Below are 16,572 nucleotides of genomic sequence, written 5' to 3'. Positions count from 1 at the left end.
TGCGAGGGTTTACTGCGCCGTATCGGACTTCACTGGTTGCCCCGCACCCTGGCGGCTTCTGCCATTCCTCTGATACTTTATGGTTACCAAGTATTTAGGGCCTATTACTTTGCTCTGGACCGGGGTCAGCCTGCTGGTGGTAGCCTGCAACGGCTCGCCGGCCTCTCCGGCTCCCCCTGCCAACCTGCCGCCCGGCAAGGTAGCTGCAGCTGCCCCTCCCCAAACGGCCGCCGCCGACTCGGCCGCTCCATCGGCTTCCGCAGGCCAGCCGGTGCCTTTTGTAGGCCGCCCAACGGTAGGGGCGTCCATCCGGGCGGCCCAGGCCAATGCTGCCCGCTAACCCGGTGGCCGCCCCGGCCCAGGTCGCGCCTGTTGTGAGCACATTTTAAGCTTTTCGTGCGACGCTGCACGCGACTCACTTTGGCGAGCTAGTCTAATCCTTTTTCCATGAAAATCTCCTCTCCTGCCGCGGCCCTACCCGCCACCACCGTGGCGCAGAAGCCCCTGTACCTGCCTGGCTTAACGCCCAAACAGCTGGCGTGCCTGCTGCTCGCCCCGCCGGCGCACCTCTCCGTCGATTGTCGGGAGCAGCTGGTGCCGCACCCGCAGGGCGTGTGTCGCTTTGTGGCGCAGCTGCTGGTCATCCGCAGCCGGGGCACGTGCATCCAATTATGCCAGGTCCATCCCGTGTTGCACCGCTGCCTGCACCTGTTGGCGCTGGGGCCGGTGTTTCACTTAGAGGCTATCCAAAACAGGCAGTAGTCAAGTAATTCTTTCACTTCATTCCTTTCTCAATGAAATATTTTCTCATAGGCCTCGCGCTTGCATTGAGCGGTGGGCTGAGCGGCTGTACCGCTATTTCCGGCGTTAATGTAGAGCAGCGCGATAATGTCAACTTCAGTAAGTACCGCACCTTCGACTTTGCCGAGACGCAAGTGAAAACCAACGGCAACCAAAATCCGTTGTTGCGCAGTCCCATTGCCCAGGACCATATTAAGCAGGTAATTGGCGGTGAGCTGGCCAGGCGTGGCCTGCGGCAGGTAGACAACAATCCTGACCTTCTTATTACGACCCACACCTACATCGATGAAGCGGAGCGCACGGTTTATCGTAACGCCTACCCAGGGGCGAACTTTGCCTACCCTTACTCCGTGGGCTACCACGGGGCGTATCTGCCCATCAACTACGGCTATTGGTATTCGCCCGCTTACTACCAGCGGCCTTACTACCAGCAGCAGCATACGGAGCAGTACACCCAGGGTACGCTCATTATCGACTTCATCGACCGCCGCACTAACAACCTCGTGTGGCGCGGCTCGCTGGCCGACCCCGTGAATGACCCCGGCCGCCTGGGCAGCGAGTTCAGCGTATCGGCCAAAGACATTCTGGACCAGTTTCCGATTAAGGTAAAGTAGCCGCCCGCAACCACGCGCAAGGCCTGTAACCAACGCAACGAGCCGGCTGCTTGCCCCGCCCGTGCACCTCGCCGTCGATTGTCGGGGACTGTTGGCGCCGCACTTGCCGGGCGTGTACCACTTTGTGGCGCAGCTGCTTGTCATTCGCAGCCGGGGCGCGTGTATCCGAATTGTGCCAGGTTCGTCCCGTGCTGCAACGCTGCCTGCACCGCCTGGCGCTGGGGCCGGTGTTCCACTTAACTAAATAAGCGACGACCTCCACTCTGAGCGCAAGAAGCTGGCGCGAGCCAGCCGTTACTTATGGCTGCTTCCCTGAAATTCTCCACCGCCAACGGTGCGACTTTTTACGCCACCCTGCGCGAGCGGGTGGATGCTTATTTTCAGTCGCGGTAGCTCTCGCGCCACGCCAACGGGCGCATGTGGGCCAAAACGAGCTTCTTTCTGGCGAGTTTCTGCCTGCTCTATGGCCTGGTTGTGTTCGGGCCGGTTAGCCCGGGCCTCTGGCTGGTGCTGACCACCGAGCTGCTGGGCGCGTGCAATGCCGGCATCGGCTTCAATATCTGTCACGATGCCCTGCACGGCGCGTTCTCCGCCAACAAGCGGGTCAACCAGGTTTTCAGCCTGCTCTTCAACCTGGTGGGGGCCAATTCCTACGTGTGGAACCTCACCCACAACGTGGTGCACCACACCTATACTAACATTCCCGGGCACGACGAGGACATTGAAGTGGCGCCGGGCCTGATTCGCCTGTCGCCCGAGGAGCTGTGGCGGCCGTGGCAGCGCTACCAACACCTCTACGCTTTGCCGCTCTACGGGCTGGCATCCCTCTCGTGGCTGTTCCGCAAAGACTACGTGAAGTTTTGTCAGGCCCAAATCGGGGCGCACGTTTCCCACCACCTGCGCCGCGAGTACGTCAACCTGTTCGGTTACAAAGCCCTCTACTACCTGCTCTTCATTGCCCTGCCCCTGGCAGTAGTGCCGCTGCCCTGGGGGCAGGTGCTGCTTGGCTTTCTGGTGCTGCATCTGGTGGAGGGCGTGGTAATGGGCCTGGTGTTTCAACTGGCGCACGTGGTGGAAGGAACGACTTTTTCCACCCCCCGACGGCAGCGGCACGATGCAGGACGCCTGGGCCGTGCACCAGCTGCAGACCACGGCCAACTTCGCGCCCCGCAACGGGCTGGCCAGCTTCTTCTGTGGGGGGCTGAACCGCCAGATTGAGTACCACCTGTTTCCGCGCGTGTGCCACATTCACTACCCGGCCCTGGCGTCCATCGTGCGGCAAACGGCGCGCGAATTTGGGCTGCCCTACCTGGAAAACCCCTCCTTTGGGTCGGCCCTGCGCTCGCACTACCGCCTCTTGCGCCGCCTGAGCCAGCCGGCCATAGTGGCGAAACCGGCTCGTTTGGTAGCCGTCCACGCGTAAGGCTAAGCTACTCCGTAGAGCAAGAGAGCCTCAGAAAAACGAGGTTGTCTTGTGCTTGAATATTAAAACCCTCGTTTAAGTGAATAAAACAGCGAGTAGGTTGCGCTACCAGAAAAGCCAGGCAAAGCTATCGGAATTGGTTCAGAAAACTTGTTCAGCAATCTAAGTACAGCAAAGGGTATCTTCGTGATGAGAACCCTCTACTTTAACGATGAATATCGGCTACGCCCGCGTCTCAACCCGCGACCAGAACCTGGAACTACAACTCGACGCCCTGAACAAGGCCGGCTGTGAAACCATCTTCCAGGAGAAAGCATCCGGGGCCACCAAAGCACGGCCTGAACTCGACCGGATGCTGGCGGGGCTGCGACCTGGCGACACGGTCTACATTTATAAACTCGACCGGTTGGGGCGCTCCCTGAAACACTTGCTCGACATGGTGGCAGAGTTGGAGTTTCGGGGCGTGGGCCTGGTTTCGCTCACCGATGCCATCAACACCACCTCGGCCCAGGGGCGGCTCGTATTTAACCTGTTCGCCTCCCTGGCCGAGTTTGAGCGGGAGCTAATTCGCGAGCGCACCCACGCGGGGCTGGCCTCGGCCCGGGCGCGAGGCCGGGTGGGCGGCCGCCGGCGGGGACTATCGGAAGAAGCGGAACGCACGGCCATCGTCGCTGAGACGCTTTATCGCGAACAGCAGCTCGGGGTGAACGAGATTGCTCAGCGCCTGCGCATCTCCAAGGTTACGCTCTATAAATACCTGCGCCACCGGGGCGTCGTCATTCACAGTCATCGAAAAGCCGCCGCAGCCAAGTCGACCGAGTGAATTTTGCGCCACCCTTTCGGTCAAAATCCTTAACGTACTATTTATTCCGTTTTCTGATAGCACCCCTGGCAGGACGCGAACATTCTTCGAAAACGGCCGGCTCCAGGATGCCCGACGCCGACAGCGCGTGCGTGCTGCAACGCTACGCGGCAAGCCCGGCCGCTGGCCATCCCCGACTGCTGTACGCTGGCACCAGTACCGGCCGCTGCCCCTCACTACCCTACACCAACCGAATCTCAGCCCTTGAACCGTGACTAAAACCCGAATTTTGTCGTTGCTTGTGCTGGTTATGGGCCTGCTCAACGTGGGCCTGCTGACGATGCTCTGGTTCGGGTGGCCCAGCCACCAGGCCCTGCTGCACCAAGGCGCCAGTCCCGTGGTCGCCACCTTGGTAAGCGAGCTAAAGCTGACGGCCTCGCAGCACCAGCAGTTCAGCACGTTGCGCTAGGAGCTATTCGCCCGCGCTGCTGGCCCGCATCGGCGGTTTGCAGCGCCAGACCGACTCCCTCACCTACGCCCACTTTGCCGCCCTGGGCCACCTGCTCACGCCAGCGCAACTGCCCCGTTGGCAACAGCTGGCCCCCATCCTACCGCGCCGCCTGCAGCAGCCGGGACAAGGGCCGGGACCGGACGAGCAGCGTTCCGGCCAGCGGGGTGGCCCCGGCGGCCCGCCGCCTGAGGGGGCACCATTCGGTCCGCCCAAATAAATCGTCGAGGTATCGGCAGGTCAGTGGTGGGCGATGTTTGCTTCGGGATGAGTTTGTTTTATGTAACCCACTGATTAAAATCGGGTTTATCACAAGTTAACAACTTATGAAATACTTCTACCCTGGCCGTCTTTAGCTGTTTTAGCCCTGCTGCTGGCCTTTTACTCGCCGGCCCGGCAAACGGTGGGCTGGCAGCTGCATATGGTCGGTGCCACCGATGACGGCTACGTGCTGCTGGCCCCCATTCAGTACACCCAAACATAGTTGATTGATGCTGCGCCCGGGCGCGCCGTCTAATAGGGGTCCGCACCAGACTAAAAACGGAAAACAACGTTAAGGCATCCTGACCTAGCGGTCTATCTCAGAAAACGTGCGTTTAAAAACTGCCAAGGCGGTTTTCGAGAGAATCAGGTTCTGGCTGGGCTGGCGTGCAGCTTTTGCTTATTTCACATATCAACGACTTGGTTTGGCTTGAATAACTGACCTGGTGAGATAAATCAACTCGTCTTTGGTGGTCAAGCGAGCTTAGAGTTGTTTTCCGTTCCTAGCCTAACTAATGCGACCCCATAACCAACAGGTTTGAAAGTAATAGAAAGCACAAACACTCAATCCGATTAGTACCTTTTTATGCCCACGATTCGCTAGTAGCTGAGGACACTTAGAGATACTTAAGAAACAACAATTTTTGTGCTCAATTGACTAATCAATTTGGTATTAACTAATTTTTTGAGGCATTTTATGCCAATTAAAACGAAAGCTTTACCACCGCCCCAGATAAGCAAATTAGGATTGTAGCACTTGGGTGTAATTCAGAACTACGCGGTTGGTTTTTTAAACAGGTCCGTGAGCAGGTACATTTGGGGGCTTTTCAGTGCCGAGCGTAAGCATACGAGCCGGTCGAGTCCGCCATTGGACCAGCGCTGCCCGCTTCGTTTGAGTCGGACCTGCAGCAGGGTGCGGTGGGCAGCCTCGACGGGTCCGCTGCCGCAAAGCAGCCCGCGTTGGCGGAACCGGTCGTAGCGCAAGCGGGTCCGGTTAGTGGCCAGGTAGGCGCCGAGTTGAGCAGCCACCGAGCCAGCCAAGCCGAGCAACTCGGCCACGGCCTGTTCCACGGCCGAGCTTTGGCCGGCCCAGAGGCGGGCGTATTGGGCCGGCAGCCAGGAAGCGGGCGCGGCGGCGGCCTGAGCGGCGGCGGCCTGAGCGGCAGCGGCGAGTTTTTCGGCCACGTGGTAGAAGTCCAGGATATGGGTGGCGTGGGGATAAGCGTCTTGTAACCAGCGGTGAATCCACTGCGCCCCGTCGGTGACAAACACCTGGTCGGCCGCCGCGTCCGGCGGCAGGGCTTGCTCAAAGCGTTGGGTGAAGATGGCGAAGAGCCCGCGCTGGGCCACGTACTGCGACGGTCCCATCGCCCCGGCCGGGGCGATGGCCGGGGCGATGGCCGGGGCGATGGCCGGGGCGATGTGCTGGAAGATGCGGCCGACTTTGACTTCCTGCCAGCCCCTGTCAGTGAAGAGCATCGAGCCGTCGACCATGCCGTAGACCGGCCCCGGGTCGGCGCTCACCCCCGGGCAGGGCGCATCGAGCGCGGCGGCCGGCAAGGCCTTGACCGCGGCTTGGGTGCGGCGGTACACCTGCGTCGTGCTCACCCGGATGCCCAGCAGCGATTCGACCAGCGGCGGCACGTGGGCAAAAACGTGCTCAGCGGCCAGTAAAACCAGTTTCACTTGTAGGTAGGGGCTGGTGCGCGAGCCCAGCACCGGGGCAATGAACGGGTTCGTCCTGGCGATGGCTACGCGCCCGAACCGGGTCTGGACAACGTTTTTTTTGCTTGTTGGCCGGCACCGACTCCAGGGTATGCTCCAGAACCGAACGTCCCAGCGCCGTCCACAACTGGTCGAATTTCTCTTCCAGCGTGTAAAAACCGGGCTCTTGGCCAATGCTTCTCAAATCGTCGTATTGCGCGGCGGCAAGCGCTAGGTAGGCTTCTTTCGTCATGACCAAAAGGAAGTAGAGCCTGCCTAAGTTACGGCCCCGGCGCGTAGTTTTGAATTACACCCAATTCAAACGGGGTTTCGTAAAATTTGATTGATAGACGAGTTTCTTAAACTCGACACCCACACAAAATAGTCGGTCCAGGCTTCGACGGGACTTGCCGGCTGGTTAGTTTAGCGGTTCAGGAAAAGGAGGGTTTCAATTTGCGAACAAAAATCATTCTAGCAAAAGTCGGGACACTTGGCCAGAATGGTTTAGCTGTACCAAGTACACTCCATTTGGTAAAGCCGTTAAATTCAGATTCAGCGTTCCATCAACTGATGGACGCGCGGGTGCTTTGTACACGCACCGCCCTACTACGTCGTGTATTTCGACAGTCGTTAGGCCGGTAAAGCTCCCCTGCACCCGAACGAGTCCAGTAGACGGATTTGGAGCCAATGACCAACTGGTGGGAGCGGCCCCAGCCGGCACCGTACTCAACGTCGACGATACCCGAACAGTGAAATCACGCACTTGTCCCAGTTCTTCCTGGCGGCGGCACGGGTCGGGAACCGTCGTGAGCCGAGTGTTGAAGGGCATGCCCCAGCAGGCGACGCGCAACCGCAGGGGCTGGTTGAGCAGCGTGGTCGCGGGCACCGTGATGATGCCGCGAAACGTACCCCGATGAATCCGGTGGCCAACGAATTAAACAGCAACTCTTGCGGAGCCTCGAAGAGGCCGTTATCGTTCGCATCGAGCCACACAAAGCAAGCGGTCCCGCTGTAGTTGGAATCGGCAAAATAGAAGGAGGCGCTGGCCCCTGCCGTAAGTGCAATGGCGACCTGCGTGCAGGTCTCGTCCCGGTAACCGGGCGCATTCGCGGGTTGATGATAGGTGAAAACCGGCCCAATTTCCAAGGTACCCATGCCGTGCCCCGCCCCCGTGGTGCCCGTGGTTGGGGAGGGCAGACAGGATGCCGGCCGGGGGCCACTTGTCGAGGCGCTCACGGATACGTAACCGGAGCGGGTGGCCGTGTTGGTGCCGTATTGGTTGCCGGCCTGCAGGGTCACCGTGTAGGTACCCGGCGCGGCGTAGGTGTGCAACGGGTGTTGCAGGGTGGACGTGCCGCCGTCGCCAAACGACCACTGCCACCGATTGGGGGCGGCCACGCTCTGGTCCCGAAACTGCACCAGGGGGTTGCAGCTGGCCGGTTGGTCGGCGGCAAAAGCTGCCGTGGGGGCCACGGGGGGCGGCACGATGACCACCGTGTAATCCTCTACGGCGGCGTTTATAAACCCCGGGGTGCACGTGCTGGTGGGCACAAAACTCGTGACGCTGTGCATGATGGCCCGCAGCCGGGTGGCTCCAGCTTTGGCCGCGGCGGGAATGGTGATGCTCACGCTTTGGGGGCTGAACTGGGGCTGCGAGCTCACTTGCTCGGAGGGACCGAACTCGCCGTCCTGATTGTAGTCAATCCACGCCTCCACGGCCACCCACGGGCCGGGACCCGAGAAAATCCACGGCAGCGACTCGGCCCGCACGGTGTAGCTCTGGCCGGCTTGCACCATCGCGTAGCGGGCCGTAAAATCGCGGTAGCCCACCCCAGGACCCCGAAAGTCGGTGTTGTCCAGGTTGGCGAATTGAAAGCGCGTGAAGTAGGCCGGGGCGGAACTGCTGCTTCCCCCTCCGGCGGTGCAGTAGCTGGGGCAGGCGGTGGCCACGGCCACTCGCTGCCGGGCCGTGTCGCGCCCAAAGGCATTCTGCGCGACGAGCTGCACCTCGTACACCCCCGCCGTCAAGTAGAGATGAGCAGGAGGTGCCGCAGCCGTAGAAGTCGTTCCATCGCCAAAGTTCCAGTGGTAGCTGGTTGCCCCGCCCACCGAGGTATTGGCAAATGCCACCCGCACGGAATCACACAGGCGCTCGTAGTGCGCCGTAAAGGCCGAAGCAGGAGGCGCGGCATTCGGTACCACGACGAGGGAATAGTCTTCGGCCTGGCCGGCCTGCACGGGGCCACAGGCGCTAGTAGCAGTGCTGCCGGCAATGTCGGCCACGATGCGCAGCCGCAGGGCTTTGTTATAGACCAGAGCCCAAGCCGAGGAAATCGTGAGTGGCACGACCGGGCTGCGCACGGACAAGCCCTGGTAAAGTAACTCGGCTGCGCCACTAAACTGGCCGTCGTCGTTTAGGTCCAGGTACACGCGCACGTCGTGGGCGCTGGGGCCTGTGGTGAGCCGTAGCGTGTCGGGCCGGTCGGCGGTGAGTGTGGCACGCTGGGCGCAGCTGAAATCTTCGTAGCCGGCTTGTCCGTCGACTGAGGCATTATTTAGGCCGGCCAGGCGCACGCGGATAAGCCCAAACTGACAGCAGTAGGCCAGTGTGGCCGGTTGGCAACTACTGGTGCGCGGGCCATCGGTACGTACCCGCACGTAGGCTGGTCGGGTGAGCGAGTCGCAACCGCTGGGGTTGCACACGCGCAACGACACGGCATAGGTACCGGCCGCCGCGTAGGTATGGGTCGGGTGCTGTTGGGTGCTGGTCGTGCCGTCGCCAAATCGCCAGCGCCAGGCCACCGGCGTATTAAAGGAGTTGTCCCGAAGGGCGACCACGCCGGAGCACGTAATGGAATCGACCGCCGCGAAGTGCGCCACTGGGGCCGCGTTGCCGGCCATAATGCGCACCTGGTAGTCCTCGGTTTGGGAGTATTGGGGAGTCGAACAAGCCGTGGGGATGGGACTATTCGCGTAGTCAGCGGCAATGCGCAGTCGTAAGGCCTGATTGAGTATGGCCGTAGCGGGCACAGTGAAGTTAACCGTGTGAGTCCGGGCATTCAGGGAGTAAAGGATACGCTCACCAGCGGCAAACATCCCGTCATTATTGTAGTCCAGCCACGCAACTGCGTTTTCGGCCGCCGAGGTTCCGGTTTGCACGCGCAGGGTGTAGGTCGAACCTTGCAACAGGTTTGCTCGGCGCTGGCAACTGTAGTCGCGGTAGCCGTCGGCACTGCCGTTGGTGATTGTATCGAGATTGGCCAGCCGAACCCGGTAGATGCCCATGCCAAATTGGGTATTGGCTGATGAAGCCGAACCGGGAGTGCAGTTAACTGCTGGCGGACATTGGGCCTTCGATAATAATGATGTTAATAATAACAACGCAGGCCACAACAAGGCATTTTTCATCAATTCACTGCCTATTCAGGTGAAATATACCAATTCCCACACAGTGAAACTGTTTAGAAAGTCAAAGGACTCCCAAAAAAGCGTGAAATTTGAGATGTAACACTCCTTTTTTCGCATTTTAATGTAAGTCCTGTCCAAAGCTATGATTCGCCAATGGATTCTGCCCGCGCTCCCGTTCTCGACCCACGGCCGCCCCTCGGTCGTGGAGCCGGTTGAGTTGGTAGAGGTCATTCTCTACAAGCTCAACAGCGGCTGTCAGTGGCGCTTATTGCCGGTCAAACAGTTTTTTACGGGCGCATCCCTGACCTGGCAGGGCGTATACGCCCGCTTTAATGCCTGGCGCAAGGACGGGTCCTGGCAAGCGGTGTGGCTCCGTTTGTTGCGCCAAAACGGGGCCCACCTCGACTGTTCCAGCGTCCAGCTGGACGGCAGCAACACGCCCGACAAGAACGGGGGGAAGCCGTCGGCTACCAGGGCCGCAAAAAAGCCCGCACCACCACGACCCTCTTCCTAGCCGACAACCGGGGCCAGCCCCTGGCCTGCGCCAGCCCGCAGGCGGACAACCACCACGATTGACGCGAGATTCCTCGCCTGCGCTCGGAATGACGTTCTTTACTATTTTCGGGCACTTTCTAACTCAACTTTGGCAGGTTGAGCTAATTGGGGCTTCCAGGATGTAAGGGCGGGGACAAGCTCTACCGGGTACGACCCCGCCCCTACACCCAACCGACAACCTGCCAAAGTAGAGTTAAAGCCCCCCCCCGAAACGATGTTATGACAAGGCTAAAAAAGCCGTGATATCGCCGGTATGCGTTAGTGTGAGCTGGTGCATGGCCCGGGTGCAGGCCACGTAGAGCATGCTTTTATCGACCTCCGTTTTGTAATTGCGGGCGGAAACAAAGGGCAGAATAACCTCATCGAATTCCAGGCCCTTGGCCAGGTGAGCCGTGGTGATGATGACGCCTTCCTTGAAGGTGGTGGACTCGTCGGTGAGCAGGTAAATACCGGGCGCTTCCAGCGTCTGGTACACCTCTTCGGCCTGCCGCAGGGTTTTGCAGATGATGCCCAGGGAATGATTTCCGGAGCTGAAAAAGGCCGTGAGCAACTGCCTAACGGCCTGCAATTCCTCGTCTTTACTCGTGAAGCGCGCCACCACAGGCTCCTGCCCATGGCGCTCCAGGGGGATGATGTGGGGGTTGGGGGTGATGCGCTGCGCGAAGGCCGTAATCTCGACGGTAGAGCGGTAGCTGCGGTACAGCTTCACCACATCGGCCTGCGGGAATACGCGCTCGATGGTTTCGGCCGAGGAAGAGCTGTACGGGTTCACCGTCTGGCTGACATCGCCGAGAATAGTTTTGCGGCACAGGAATATGCGCGAAAGCACGGCATACTGCACGGGGGTGTAGTCCTGCATCTCGTCCACCAGCAAGTGCTTCACGTGGTCGTAGGTGCTGATGCCTTCCAGGCGCAGGCGCAGGTAGATGAGGGCAAAAACATCGGCGTATTCCAGGTGCAGGCGGTGGTCGATGTTGAATAGGTCGGGCTTGCCCAGCCAGCGGTAAAAATCCCGGTACAGGTCCAGCACCTGATGGAAGCGGAACATGCGGGGAATGGCCTCTCCAATTATGTTTTTTTCGTGCCCAGTGAGCTTGCGGCGGGTGGCATCGCGCACGTAGGCCCGTACTTCCTCGGCCACCAGCGCAAACCGTTTCAGGAGCGGCACCCGGTGGAAGGTCTTGAACTTGGCCAGCATAAACGGCAGGGGAACCAGGGTGCTGCCCACCCGCAGCTCCTTCACCGTAAAGTAGTTGTTCTCGACGTAGATAAGGTACTGGTTGAGCTGGCTGAGGAATTCAAACGACGACTTGAACCGGATACGCTCAATAAACGCCTGGTCGTGGTTGTCGAGCAGCGCGGAAACCTGCTCGAAAAAGGTCTGGAACGAGTAGCGGTGGTCGAGCAAATCGGCCGCCAGCTCTTCCATGCCCAGCTCGGGAATGTGCTCTTCGCCCAGCTCGGGCAGCACATTGGAGATATAGTCGGCGAACACCTTATTTGGCGAGATGATGAGCACGTCCTTCGCCCCAATGGTTTCGCGGTAGCGGTAGAGCAGGAACGCAATGCGATGCAGGGCAATGGAGGTTTTGCCCGAGCCGGCCACGCCCTGAATGACCATCACCTGCGCGGTTTCGTTGCGAATCACCGCGTTCTGGTCGCGCTGAATGGTGGCCACGATATTCTTCAGCTTGTCGTCGGAGGACTTGGCCAACTCGCGCTGCAGCACGTCGTCGTGAATGTTCACGTCGTTTTCGAGCATGAACTCCAGTCGGCCATCCCGGATTTTGTACTGCCGCTTCAGCTCAATGGTGCCCTGAATCATGCCCGAAGGCGTGGCGAAGGCGGCTTCGCCCAGCTCGAAGTCGTAAAACATGGACGAAACCGGCGCCCGCCAGTCGTAGATGAGGCTGCGGCGCTGCTCATCCATAAAGGAATACACCCCGATGTACACCGGCAGTTTAGCCTGCCCCTGGGGCACAAAGTCAATGCGGCCGAAGTAGGGCGACTGCCCCAGCTTGAGCAGCTTCCGCTTACGGCCCACGGCTGCTTCGCCGGTAAACGCCATGCGGTCAATGGACTGACCAGCAGACACCATGTCGGCATCGTCCATGCCGGACTGGTGCTCATGGATGTACTCCTTTTTCTCCCGCAGCTCGTCGGAAAACTGCCGAACGGAGCCATCTATCCGCCGAATGGCCAGCGTCAGCTTCTCCTTAATTACTTCCAGGTATTCTTTCTCTTCTTGTTGCGTTGCGTTCATCCCGACAGTGCTTGGAAATAGCCCGCAAAGGTGAGGTCAAATTTCGGTCCGGCGAATTTTGGGTATAACCTTTTCAATCAGCCCGGTATTTATATGGGGCTGCTGCTAGTACTTCGCCCGCATCAGGCGCCTTAAGGTTTGCTTAGAATGTAGCCGCAATGCTCGCGCCTGCGTTTAACCGGGGATGCCATTGAGGGATTTTCTTATGCATTAGCATGTGCCATTTGCCTGAGCTTGTGACCAGGGTAAGGGCAGCAGCGATTTTTGATTCACAATAACCTGAAGCGTTGCTGCTTAGTGATGCAGCGGCGCGCCACCAACGGCCTAACAAGATTCGACGACATTTCACGAAACCAGTATGATGCACATAACCAACGACAAGACCGACACCAAAACATTCGAAATGGGCGGAAAATGTCCCTTCGGCGGCGACCGCATCGGCGGCGCCGAAGGCGCTTCGCCCACCCTGTCCGACTGGTACCCCAACCGGCTGCGCGTGGAGCTGCTGCACCACAATGCCCCGGGTGCCAATCCGCTCGGTGAAGATTTCAACTATACCGAGGCATTCAACGCCATCGACCTGGAGGCGCTGAAGCAGGAAATCAAAGGCTTCCTGACTTCTTCGGTGGATTGGTGGCCGTCGGACTACGGCAACTACGGCCCGCAGATGGTTCGCATGGCCTGGCACTCGGCCGGTACCTACCGCATTGCCGACGGCCGCGGGGGTGCCGGGGAGGCGCTGCAGCGCTTCGCACCCATCAGCAGCTGGTGGGACAATGGCAACACCGACAAGTCGCGCCGCCTCATCTGGCCCATCAAGCAGAAATACGGCAGCGCCCTGTCCTGGGCCGACCTTATTGTGCTGACTGGTAACTGCGCGTTAGAAATCATGGGCTTCCCCACCTACGGTTTCGCCGGTGGCCGCCATGATGCCTGGGAGGCCGACGACGCCACTTATTGGGGCCCCGAGGTGTGGGACGGCAAGAAAGTAAACACGCCCGACAGCATGGTGTCGCGCGACAAGCGCTGGCGCGGCCAGAACGGCGATGCCGACTACGACCTCGAAAACCCGCTGGCAGCTTCCTTCCAATCCCTGATTTACGTGAATCCCGAAGGCCCCTACGGGAAGGGCGACCCGCTGGGCTCGGCCCATGATATTCGGATTACGTTCACTCGCATGGCCATGAACGACGAGGAAACCGTGGCCCTTATTGCCGGCGGCCACGCCTTCGGCAAGAGCCACGGCATGGTGCCAGCCGCCGAAATCGGGGCACAGCCCGAGATTGCGCCGATGGAGCAGATGGGCCTGGGCTGGCACAACCCCAAAGGTTCGGGCAATGCCGAAAACACGATGACCAACGGCATTGAGGGCAGCTGGACGCCAAACCCCACCCAGTGGGACAACGACTACCTCATCAACCTGTTCAAGTTTGAATGGGAGCAGACCAAGAGCCCGGCCGGTGCCCTGCAGTGGACCCCGGTTGACAAGAATGCGCCCAAAACGCCCGACGCGCACATCCCCGGCCAGATGAATGCCCTGATGATGATGACGACCGATATCGCCCTTAAGGAGGACCCCGAATACCGCAAGGTGTGCGAGAAATTCCTTAACGATTTCGACGCCTTCACCCAGGCCTTTTCCAAGGCCTGGTACAAGCTAACCCACCGCGATATGGGCCCGCGCGAGCGCTACCTCGGGGCCGAGAAGGTGAACGAGAACGACCTGCTCTGGCAGGACCCCATCCCGGTGGCCGACTACCCTGTAATCGAAGCAGCGGAAATCGCGGCGCTGAAGAAGTCGATTATGGCAGCGGGTATTTCCGGGTCTGATTTGGTGTACACCGCGTTTTCGGCCGCCGTCACGCACCGCAGCAGCGACAAGCGCGGCGGGGCCAATGGCGGGCGGCTCGCGCTGGCCCCGCAAAAAGATTGGGCGGTCAACCGCCGCACGGTACCGGTTATTGCGGCCCTGCGCACGGTAATGGACGAATTTAACGGCCAGCAGCAGGGTGGCAAGAAAGTATCGCTCGCCGACCTCATCGTGCTGGGCGGCTGCGCCACGCTCGAGAAAGCAGCGGCCGATGCGGGCGTTGCAACCGAGGTGCCCTTCACGCCGGGCCGCCGCGACACCACGCAGGAACTCACCGACATTGAGATGTTTACGTGGCTCAAGCCCGTGGCCGATGGATTCCGCAACTACCTCGACAAGGGGTTTGGCGAAATTTCGCAGGACGTTTCTCCAGAAGAGATGTTCCTCGATAAGGCGCAGCTCCTCTCGCTCACCTCGCCGGAGTGGGTAGCGCTGACGGGCGGCTTGCGGGCCATGAACGCCAACCACGACGGCTCCCCCTACGGCATCTTTACCGACCGCGTGGGGGTGCTTACCAATGATTTCTTCACCGTACTCACAAGCACGGAATTCGATTGGAAGAAGGCGGACGCGAAGGGCATGACCTTCTCGCTCGACAACCGCGCGACGGGTGAAAGCCGCTTCGTGGCCACTCGGTCCGACCTCATCTTCGGCTCCAACGGCCAGTTGCGCGCCGTGGCGGAAGTGTACGCTGGCAGCGATGGTCACAAGCGCTTCGTGAAGGCCTTTGTGAAGGCGTGGGATAAGGTGATGATGCTCGACCGCTACGACGTGAAAGTTTAACGCCGACTCCACCGGAGATTATGAGGCCCTGTCTTTATTGAAAACGATGCCCTTTGCGTCGTTTTCAATAAAGACAGGGCCTCTTGCTCTTTGCTGCTTTCCCTGATGCAACTCAATTCCCGGCTCCCGATGCTGGAACAATACGCCACACTCAGGAGAAACAATCAACTGAAATAATTAGCAATAACCTGTCTATCAGGTATTTGTTGATTTAATAGTCTTTGGCACCCGGCTGGCCTAGCAACCGGCATCACGGAATACTTTATGCGATTTTCTTTACCTGGCTCTTGCCTGGTCAGCGCCGCGCTAAGGTGCTTCTACCTAATGCTTTGCCTGCTGGGCCTGAGTGCAACTGCCCGCGCCGCCAGCTACTACTGGGTGGGCAATACCGGCGCCTGGACCGACATGAGCCACTGGGCCAGCACCAGCGGCGGAGCCGGCAATGCCTACGCTAACGTGCCGAAAAACACATTTAGAGCAGTTTCGGTGTTACTGTACATGATATTCGCAATGGTCAAACCAGTTTTTGGCATCCTGGTCGGATATCCACGCGGCAGCCGCTATAATGGCCTGCTCAAGCGCGTCGCGGGTACGTGCTTTGAGGGGGCGCAACCAGGTTTTGAGCTTGCTGAAGGCCAGCTCAATTGGGTTGAAATCGGGCGAATAGGGCGGCAGGTAGCGCAGCCGCACGCCATATCCCCCCCCGATTTCGGCCAGGCCATCCACTTTATGCACCGACAGATTATCGAGGACCACCACGTCACCCCGCCGCAGGGTGGGGCCGAGCACCTGGTCGAGATAGGCGGCAAACACGTCGCCATTAACGGCTCCCTCGACGGTGAGCAGCGCCCCGAGGCCCTCAGGGGTGAGGGCGGCGATGAGCGTCCCGTTCGGACCGCCGTGCAGCGGCACGGCCTGGCCCAGACGCTGGCCGGCTGGGGCCCGGCCGTAGCGGCGGCAATAGGTCAGGTTCGTGCTCGTCTCACCTACGAAGACAAAACGAGTCACCTCTTCTTCCTGGATGGCTTCGATAAACAAGCGGCGCAAGGCGACGACGCGCGCGGTATCGCGTTCTGCGGCGTGGACGCTTTTTTTTGCGTCCCCAGCCCAGGCGTTCCACGGCCTGCCACACGGCCGTGCGCTGCAACGAGGGGCCGCCGGCCGCCACCAGCGCCTGCCCGATTTCGGCCAGCGTGGCATCGGGTTGCGCCCGCAGGCAGGCCAGCAGGCGCTCGTCGCCCGCCGCGTCCAGGCGCGGGACCGGGCCGGGATGACGGGGCAACTCGGCCACCGAGCCGCTCGTGCGTTGGCGGCGCAAGAGCTTGTCGGTGAACAATAGGGACACGCAAAAACGAGCCGCGACCTGGTATGTTTTGGCCCCCGGCTCGGCGCATGCCGCCGCCACGCGTTCCCGCAAATCTTGTGAATACGCTTTCATTTCCGAATATATGCCTAAAGCTAAAGCACGTACACTATCTTCGAAACCGCTCTAAGCAGTCCTCAGTTACCTGGAGCCCGCTGGGCCGAACCGGCTCATGCTGTCTGATACCGAGCCGGTTTCGAAGTAGTAGGGCAAGTGG

16 protein-coding genes are annotated in these 16,572 nt (G+C 60.0%); 10 read left to right on the top strand and 6 right to left on the bottom strand.

What is annotated here, in order from left to right; all coding sequences use genetic code 11:
• Positions 1-109 precede the first annotated feature (109 nt).
• From KQ661_RS21235 to KQ661_RS21205, 8 genes are all read left to right on the top strand, one after another.
• Positions 110-340, top strand: coding sequence for a hypothetical protein (locus KQ661_RS21235; RefSeq protein ID WP_216728068.1), 231 nt, complete (start codon positions 110-112; stop codon positions 338-340).
• 107 nt (positions 341-447) lie between these two features.
• Entirely contained in the window at positions 448-762 is a 315-nt protein-coding gene (locus KQ661_RS21230) for a hypothetical protein (RefSeq protein WP_216728067.1), read from the top strand.
• A 32-nt stretch (positions 763-794) separates the two neighbouring features.
• Positions 795-1,415: a DUF4136 domain-containing protein gene (locus KQ661_RS21225; protein ID WP_216690945.1), complete on the top strand. Its 621-nt coding sequence runs from the start codon at positions 795-797 to the stop codon at positions 1,413-1,415.
• A gap of 417 nt (positions 1,416-1,832) precedes the next feature.
• Positions 1,833-2,633 carry a fatty acid desaturase family protein gene (locus KQ661_RS21220; RefSeq protein ID WP_317196166.1) on the top strand — a complete coding sequence of 267 codons (801 nt, stop codon included), beginning with the start codon at positions 1,833-1,835 and terminating at the stop codon, positions 2,631-2,633.
• Complete coding sequence (locus tag KQ661_RS22975; protein ID WP_317196165.1) at positions 2,548-2,838, top strand: fatty acid desaturase family protein; 291 nt, start codon at positions 2,548-2,550, stop codon at positions 2,836-2,838. The genes KQ661_RS21220 and KQ661_RS22975 overlap by 86 nt, the downstream gene beginning before the upstream one ends.
• A 211-nt stretch (positions 2,839-3,049) precedes the next feature.
• Complete coding sequence (locus KQ661_RS21215) at positions 3,050-3,661, top strand: recombinase family protein (RefSeq protein ID WP_216690833.1); 612 nt, start codon at positions 3,050-3,052, stop codon at positions 3,659-3,661.
• A gap of 250 nt (positions 3,662-3,911) precedes the next feature.
• On the top strand, positions 3,912-4,109 hold the full coding sequence (locus KQ661_RS21210; RefSeq protein WP_216728066.1) for a hypothetical protein: 198 nt from the start codon (positions 3,912-3,914) through the stop codon (positions 4,107-4,109).
• 37 nt (positions 4,110-4,146) lie between these two features.
• On the top strand, positions 4,147-4,368 hold the full coding sequence (locus KQ661_RS21205) for a hypothetical protein (RefSeq protein ID WP_216728065.1): 222 nt from the start codon (positions 4,147-4,149) through the stop codon (positions 4,366-4,368).
• 815 nt (positions 4,369-5,183) lie between these two features.
• Here the strand turns inward: KQ661_RS21205 and KQ661_RS21200 are convergent.
• The 4 genes from KQ661_RS21200 to KQ661_RS21185 all read right to left on the bottom strand — a co-directional run bounded on the left by KQ661_RS21200 (position 5,184) and on the right by KQ661_RS21185 (position 9,398).
• Entirely contained in the window at positions 5,184-6,095 is a 912-nt protein-coding gene (locus KQ661_RS21200) for a hypothetical protein (RefSeq protein ID WP_216728064.1), read from the bottom strand.
• Positions 6,070-6,366 (bottom strand): hypothetical protein, encoded by a 297-nt coding sequence (locus KQ661_RS21195; protein WP_216728063.1) that lies wholly within the window; start codon positions 6,364-6,366, stop codon positions 6,070-6,072. Before KQ661_RS21195 ends, KQ661_RS21200 begins: the two co-directional genes overlap by 26 nt.
• Positions 6,367-6,579: 213 nt before the next feature.
• Entirely contained in the window at positions 6,580-6,942 is a 363-nt protein-coding gene (locus tag KQ661_RS23210) for a T9SS type A sorting domain-containing protein (protein WP_394369654.1), read from the bottom strand.
• Positions 6,840-9,398 carry a PKD domain-containing protein gene (locus KQ661_RS21185; RefSeq protein WP_216728061.1) on the bottom strand — a complete coding sequence of 853 codons (2,559 nt, stop codon included), beginning with the start codon at positions 9,396-9,398 and terminating at the stop codon, positions 6,840-6,842. The genes KQ661_RS23210 and KQ661_RS21185 overlap by 103 nt, the downstream gene beginning before the upstream one ends.
• Positions 9,399-9,663: 265 nt before the next feature.
• Between KQ661_RS21185 and KQ661_RS21180 the strand changes: the two genes are divergently transcribed.
• Complete coding sequence (locus KQ661_RS21180; RefSeq protein ID WP_216690839.1) at positions 9,664-10,035, top strand: transposase; 372 nt, start codon at positions 9,664-9,666, stop codon at positions 10,033-10,035.
• A 258-nt stretch (positions 10,036-10,293) separates the two neighbouring features.
• Here KQ661_RS21180 and KQ661_RS21175 read toward each other — a convergent pair whose 3' ends face one another.
• Positions 10,294-12,339 carry a HelD family protein gene (locus tag KQ661_RS21175; RefSeq protein ID WP_216726983.1) on the bottom strand — a complete coding sequence of 682 codons (2,046 nt, stop codon included), beginning with the start codon at positions 12,337-12,339 and terminating at the stop codon, positions 10,294-10,296.
• A 358-nt stretch (positions 12,340-12,697) separates the two neighbouring features.
• On the opposite strand from KQ661_RS21175, the gene katG reads away from it, so the two are divergent.
• Complete coding sequence (katG, locus tag KQ661_RS21170) at positions 12,698-14,992, top strand: catalase/peroxidase HPI (RefSeq protein ID WP_226930187.1); 2,295 nt, start codon at positions 12,698-12,700, stop codon at positions 14,990-14,992.
• A gap of 489 nt (positions 14,993-15,481) precedes the next feature.
• Here the strand turns inward: katG and KQ661_RS21165 are convergent, their stop codons facing one another.
• The gene (locus KQ661_RS21165) at positions 15,482-16,192 is read right to left on the bottom strand and encodes an IS630 family transposase (protein WP_226930190.1); all 711 of its coding nucleotides are present in this window, start codon (positions 16,190-16,192) and stop codon (positions 15,482-15,484) included.
• Positions 16,193-16,572 lie beyond the last annotated feature (380 nt).

The organism is Hymenobacter siberiensis (assembly GCF_018967845.1).
Classification (GTDB): Bacteria; Bacteroidota; Bacteroidia; order Cytophagales; family Hymenobacteraceae; genus Hymenobacter; species Hymenobacter siberiensis.
Note: the sequence above shows the minus strand (reverse complement) of the source record. Positions and strands in the feature narration are given on the sequence as shown.

What these genes read in the sequence shown, in the direction of transcription:
- KQ661_RS21175 (WP_216726983.1), bottom strand. Translation starts at nt 12,339, where the DNA reads ATGAACGCAACGCAACAAGAAGAGAAAGAATACCTGGAAGTAATTAAG.
- KQ661_RS21215 (WP_216690833.1), top strand. Translation starts at nt 3,050, where the DNA reads ATGAATATCGGCTACGCCCGCGTCTCAACCCGCGACCAGAACCTGGAA.
- KQ661_RS21225 (WP_216690945.1), top strand. Translation starts at nt 795, where the DNA reads ATGAAATATTTTCTCATAGGCCTCGCGCTTGCATTGAGCGGTGGGCTG.
- KQ661_RS21180 (WP_216690839.1), top strand. Translation starts at nt 9,664, where the DNA reads ATGATTCGCCAATGGATTCTGCCCGCGCTCCCGTTCTCGACCCACGGC.
- KQ661_RS23210 (WP_394369654.1), bottom strand. Translation starts at nt 6,942, where the DNA reads ATGCCCTTCAACACTCGGCTCACGACGGTTCCCGACCCGTGCCGCCGC.
- KQ661_RS21220 (WP_317196166.1), top strand. Translation starts at nt 1,833, where the DNA reads ATGTGGGCCAAAACGAGCTTCTTTCTGGCGAGTTTCTGCCTGCTCTAT.
- KQ661_RS21230 (WP_216728067.1), top strand. Translation starts at nt 448, where the DNA reads ATGAAAATCTCCTCTCCTGCCGCGGCCCTACCCGCCACCACCGTGGCG.
- KQ661_RS21165 (WP_226930190.1), bottom strand. Translation starts at nt 16,192, where the DNA reads ATGCCACGCTGGCCGAAATCGGGCAGGCGCTGGTGGCGGCCGGCGGCC.
- KQ661_RS21195 (WP_216728063.1), bottom strand. Translation starts at nt 6,366, where the DNA reads ATGACGAAAGAAGCCTACCTAGCGCTTGCCGCCGCGCAATACGACGAT.
- KQ661_RS21185 (WP_216728061.1), bottom strand. Translation starts at nt 9,398, where the DNA reads ATGGGCATCTACCGGGTTCGGCTGGCCAATCTCGATACAATCACCAAC.
- katG (WP_226930187.1), top strand. Translation starts at nt 12,698, where the DNA reads ATGATGCACATAACCAACGACAAGACCGACACCAAAACATTCGAAATG.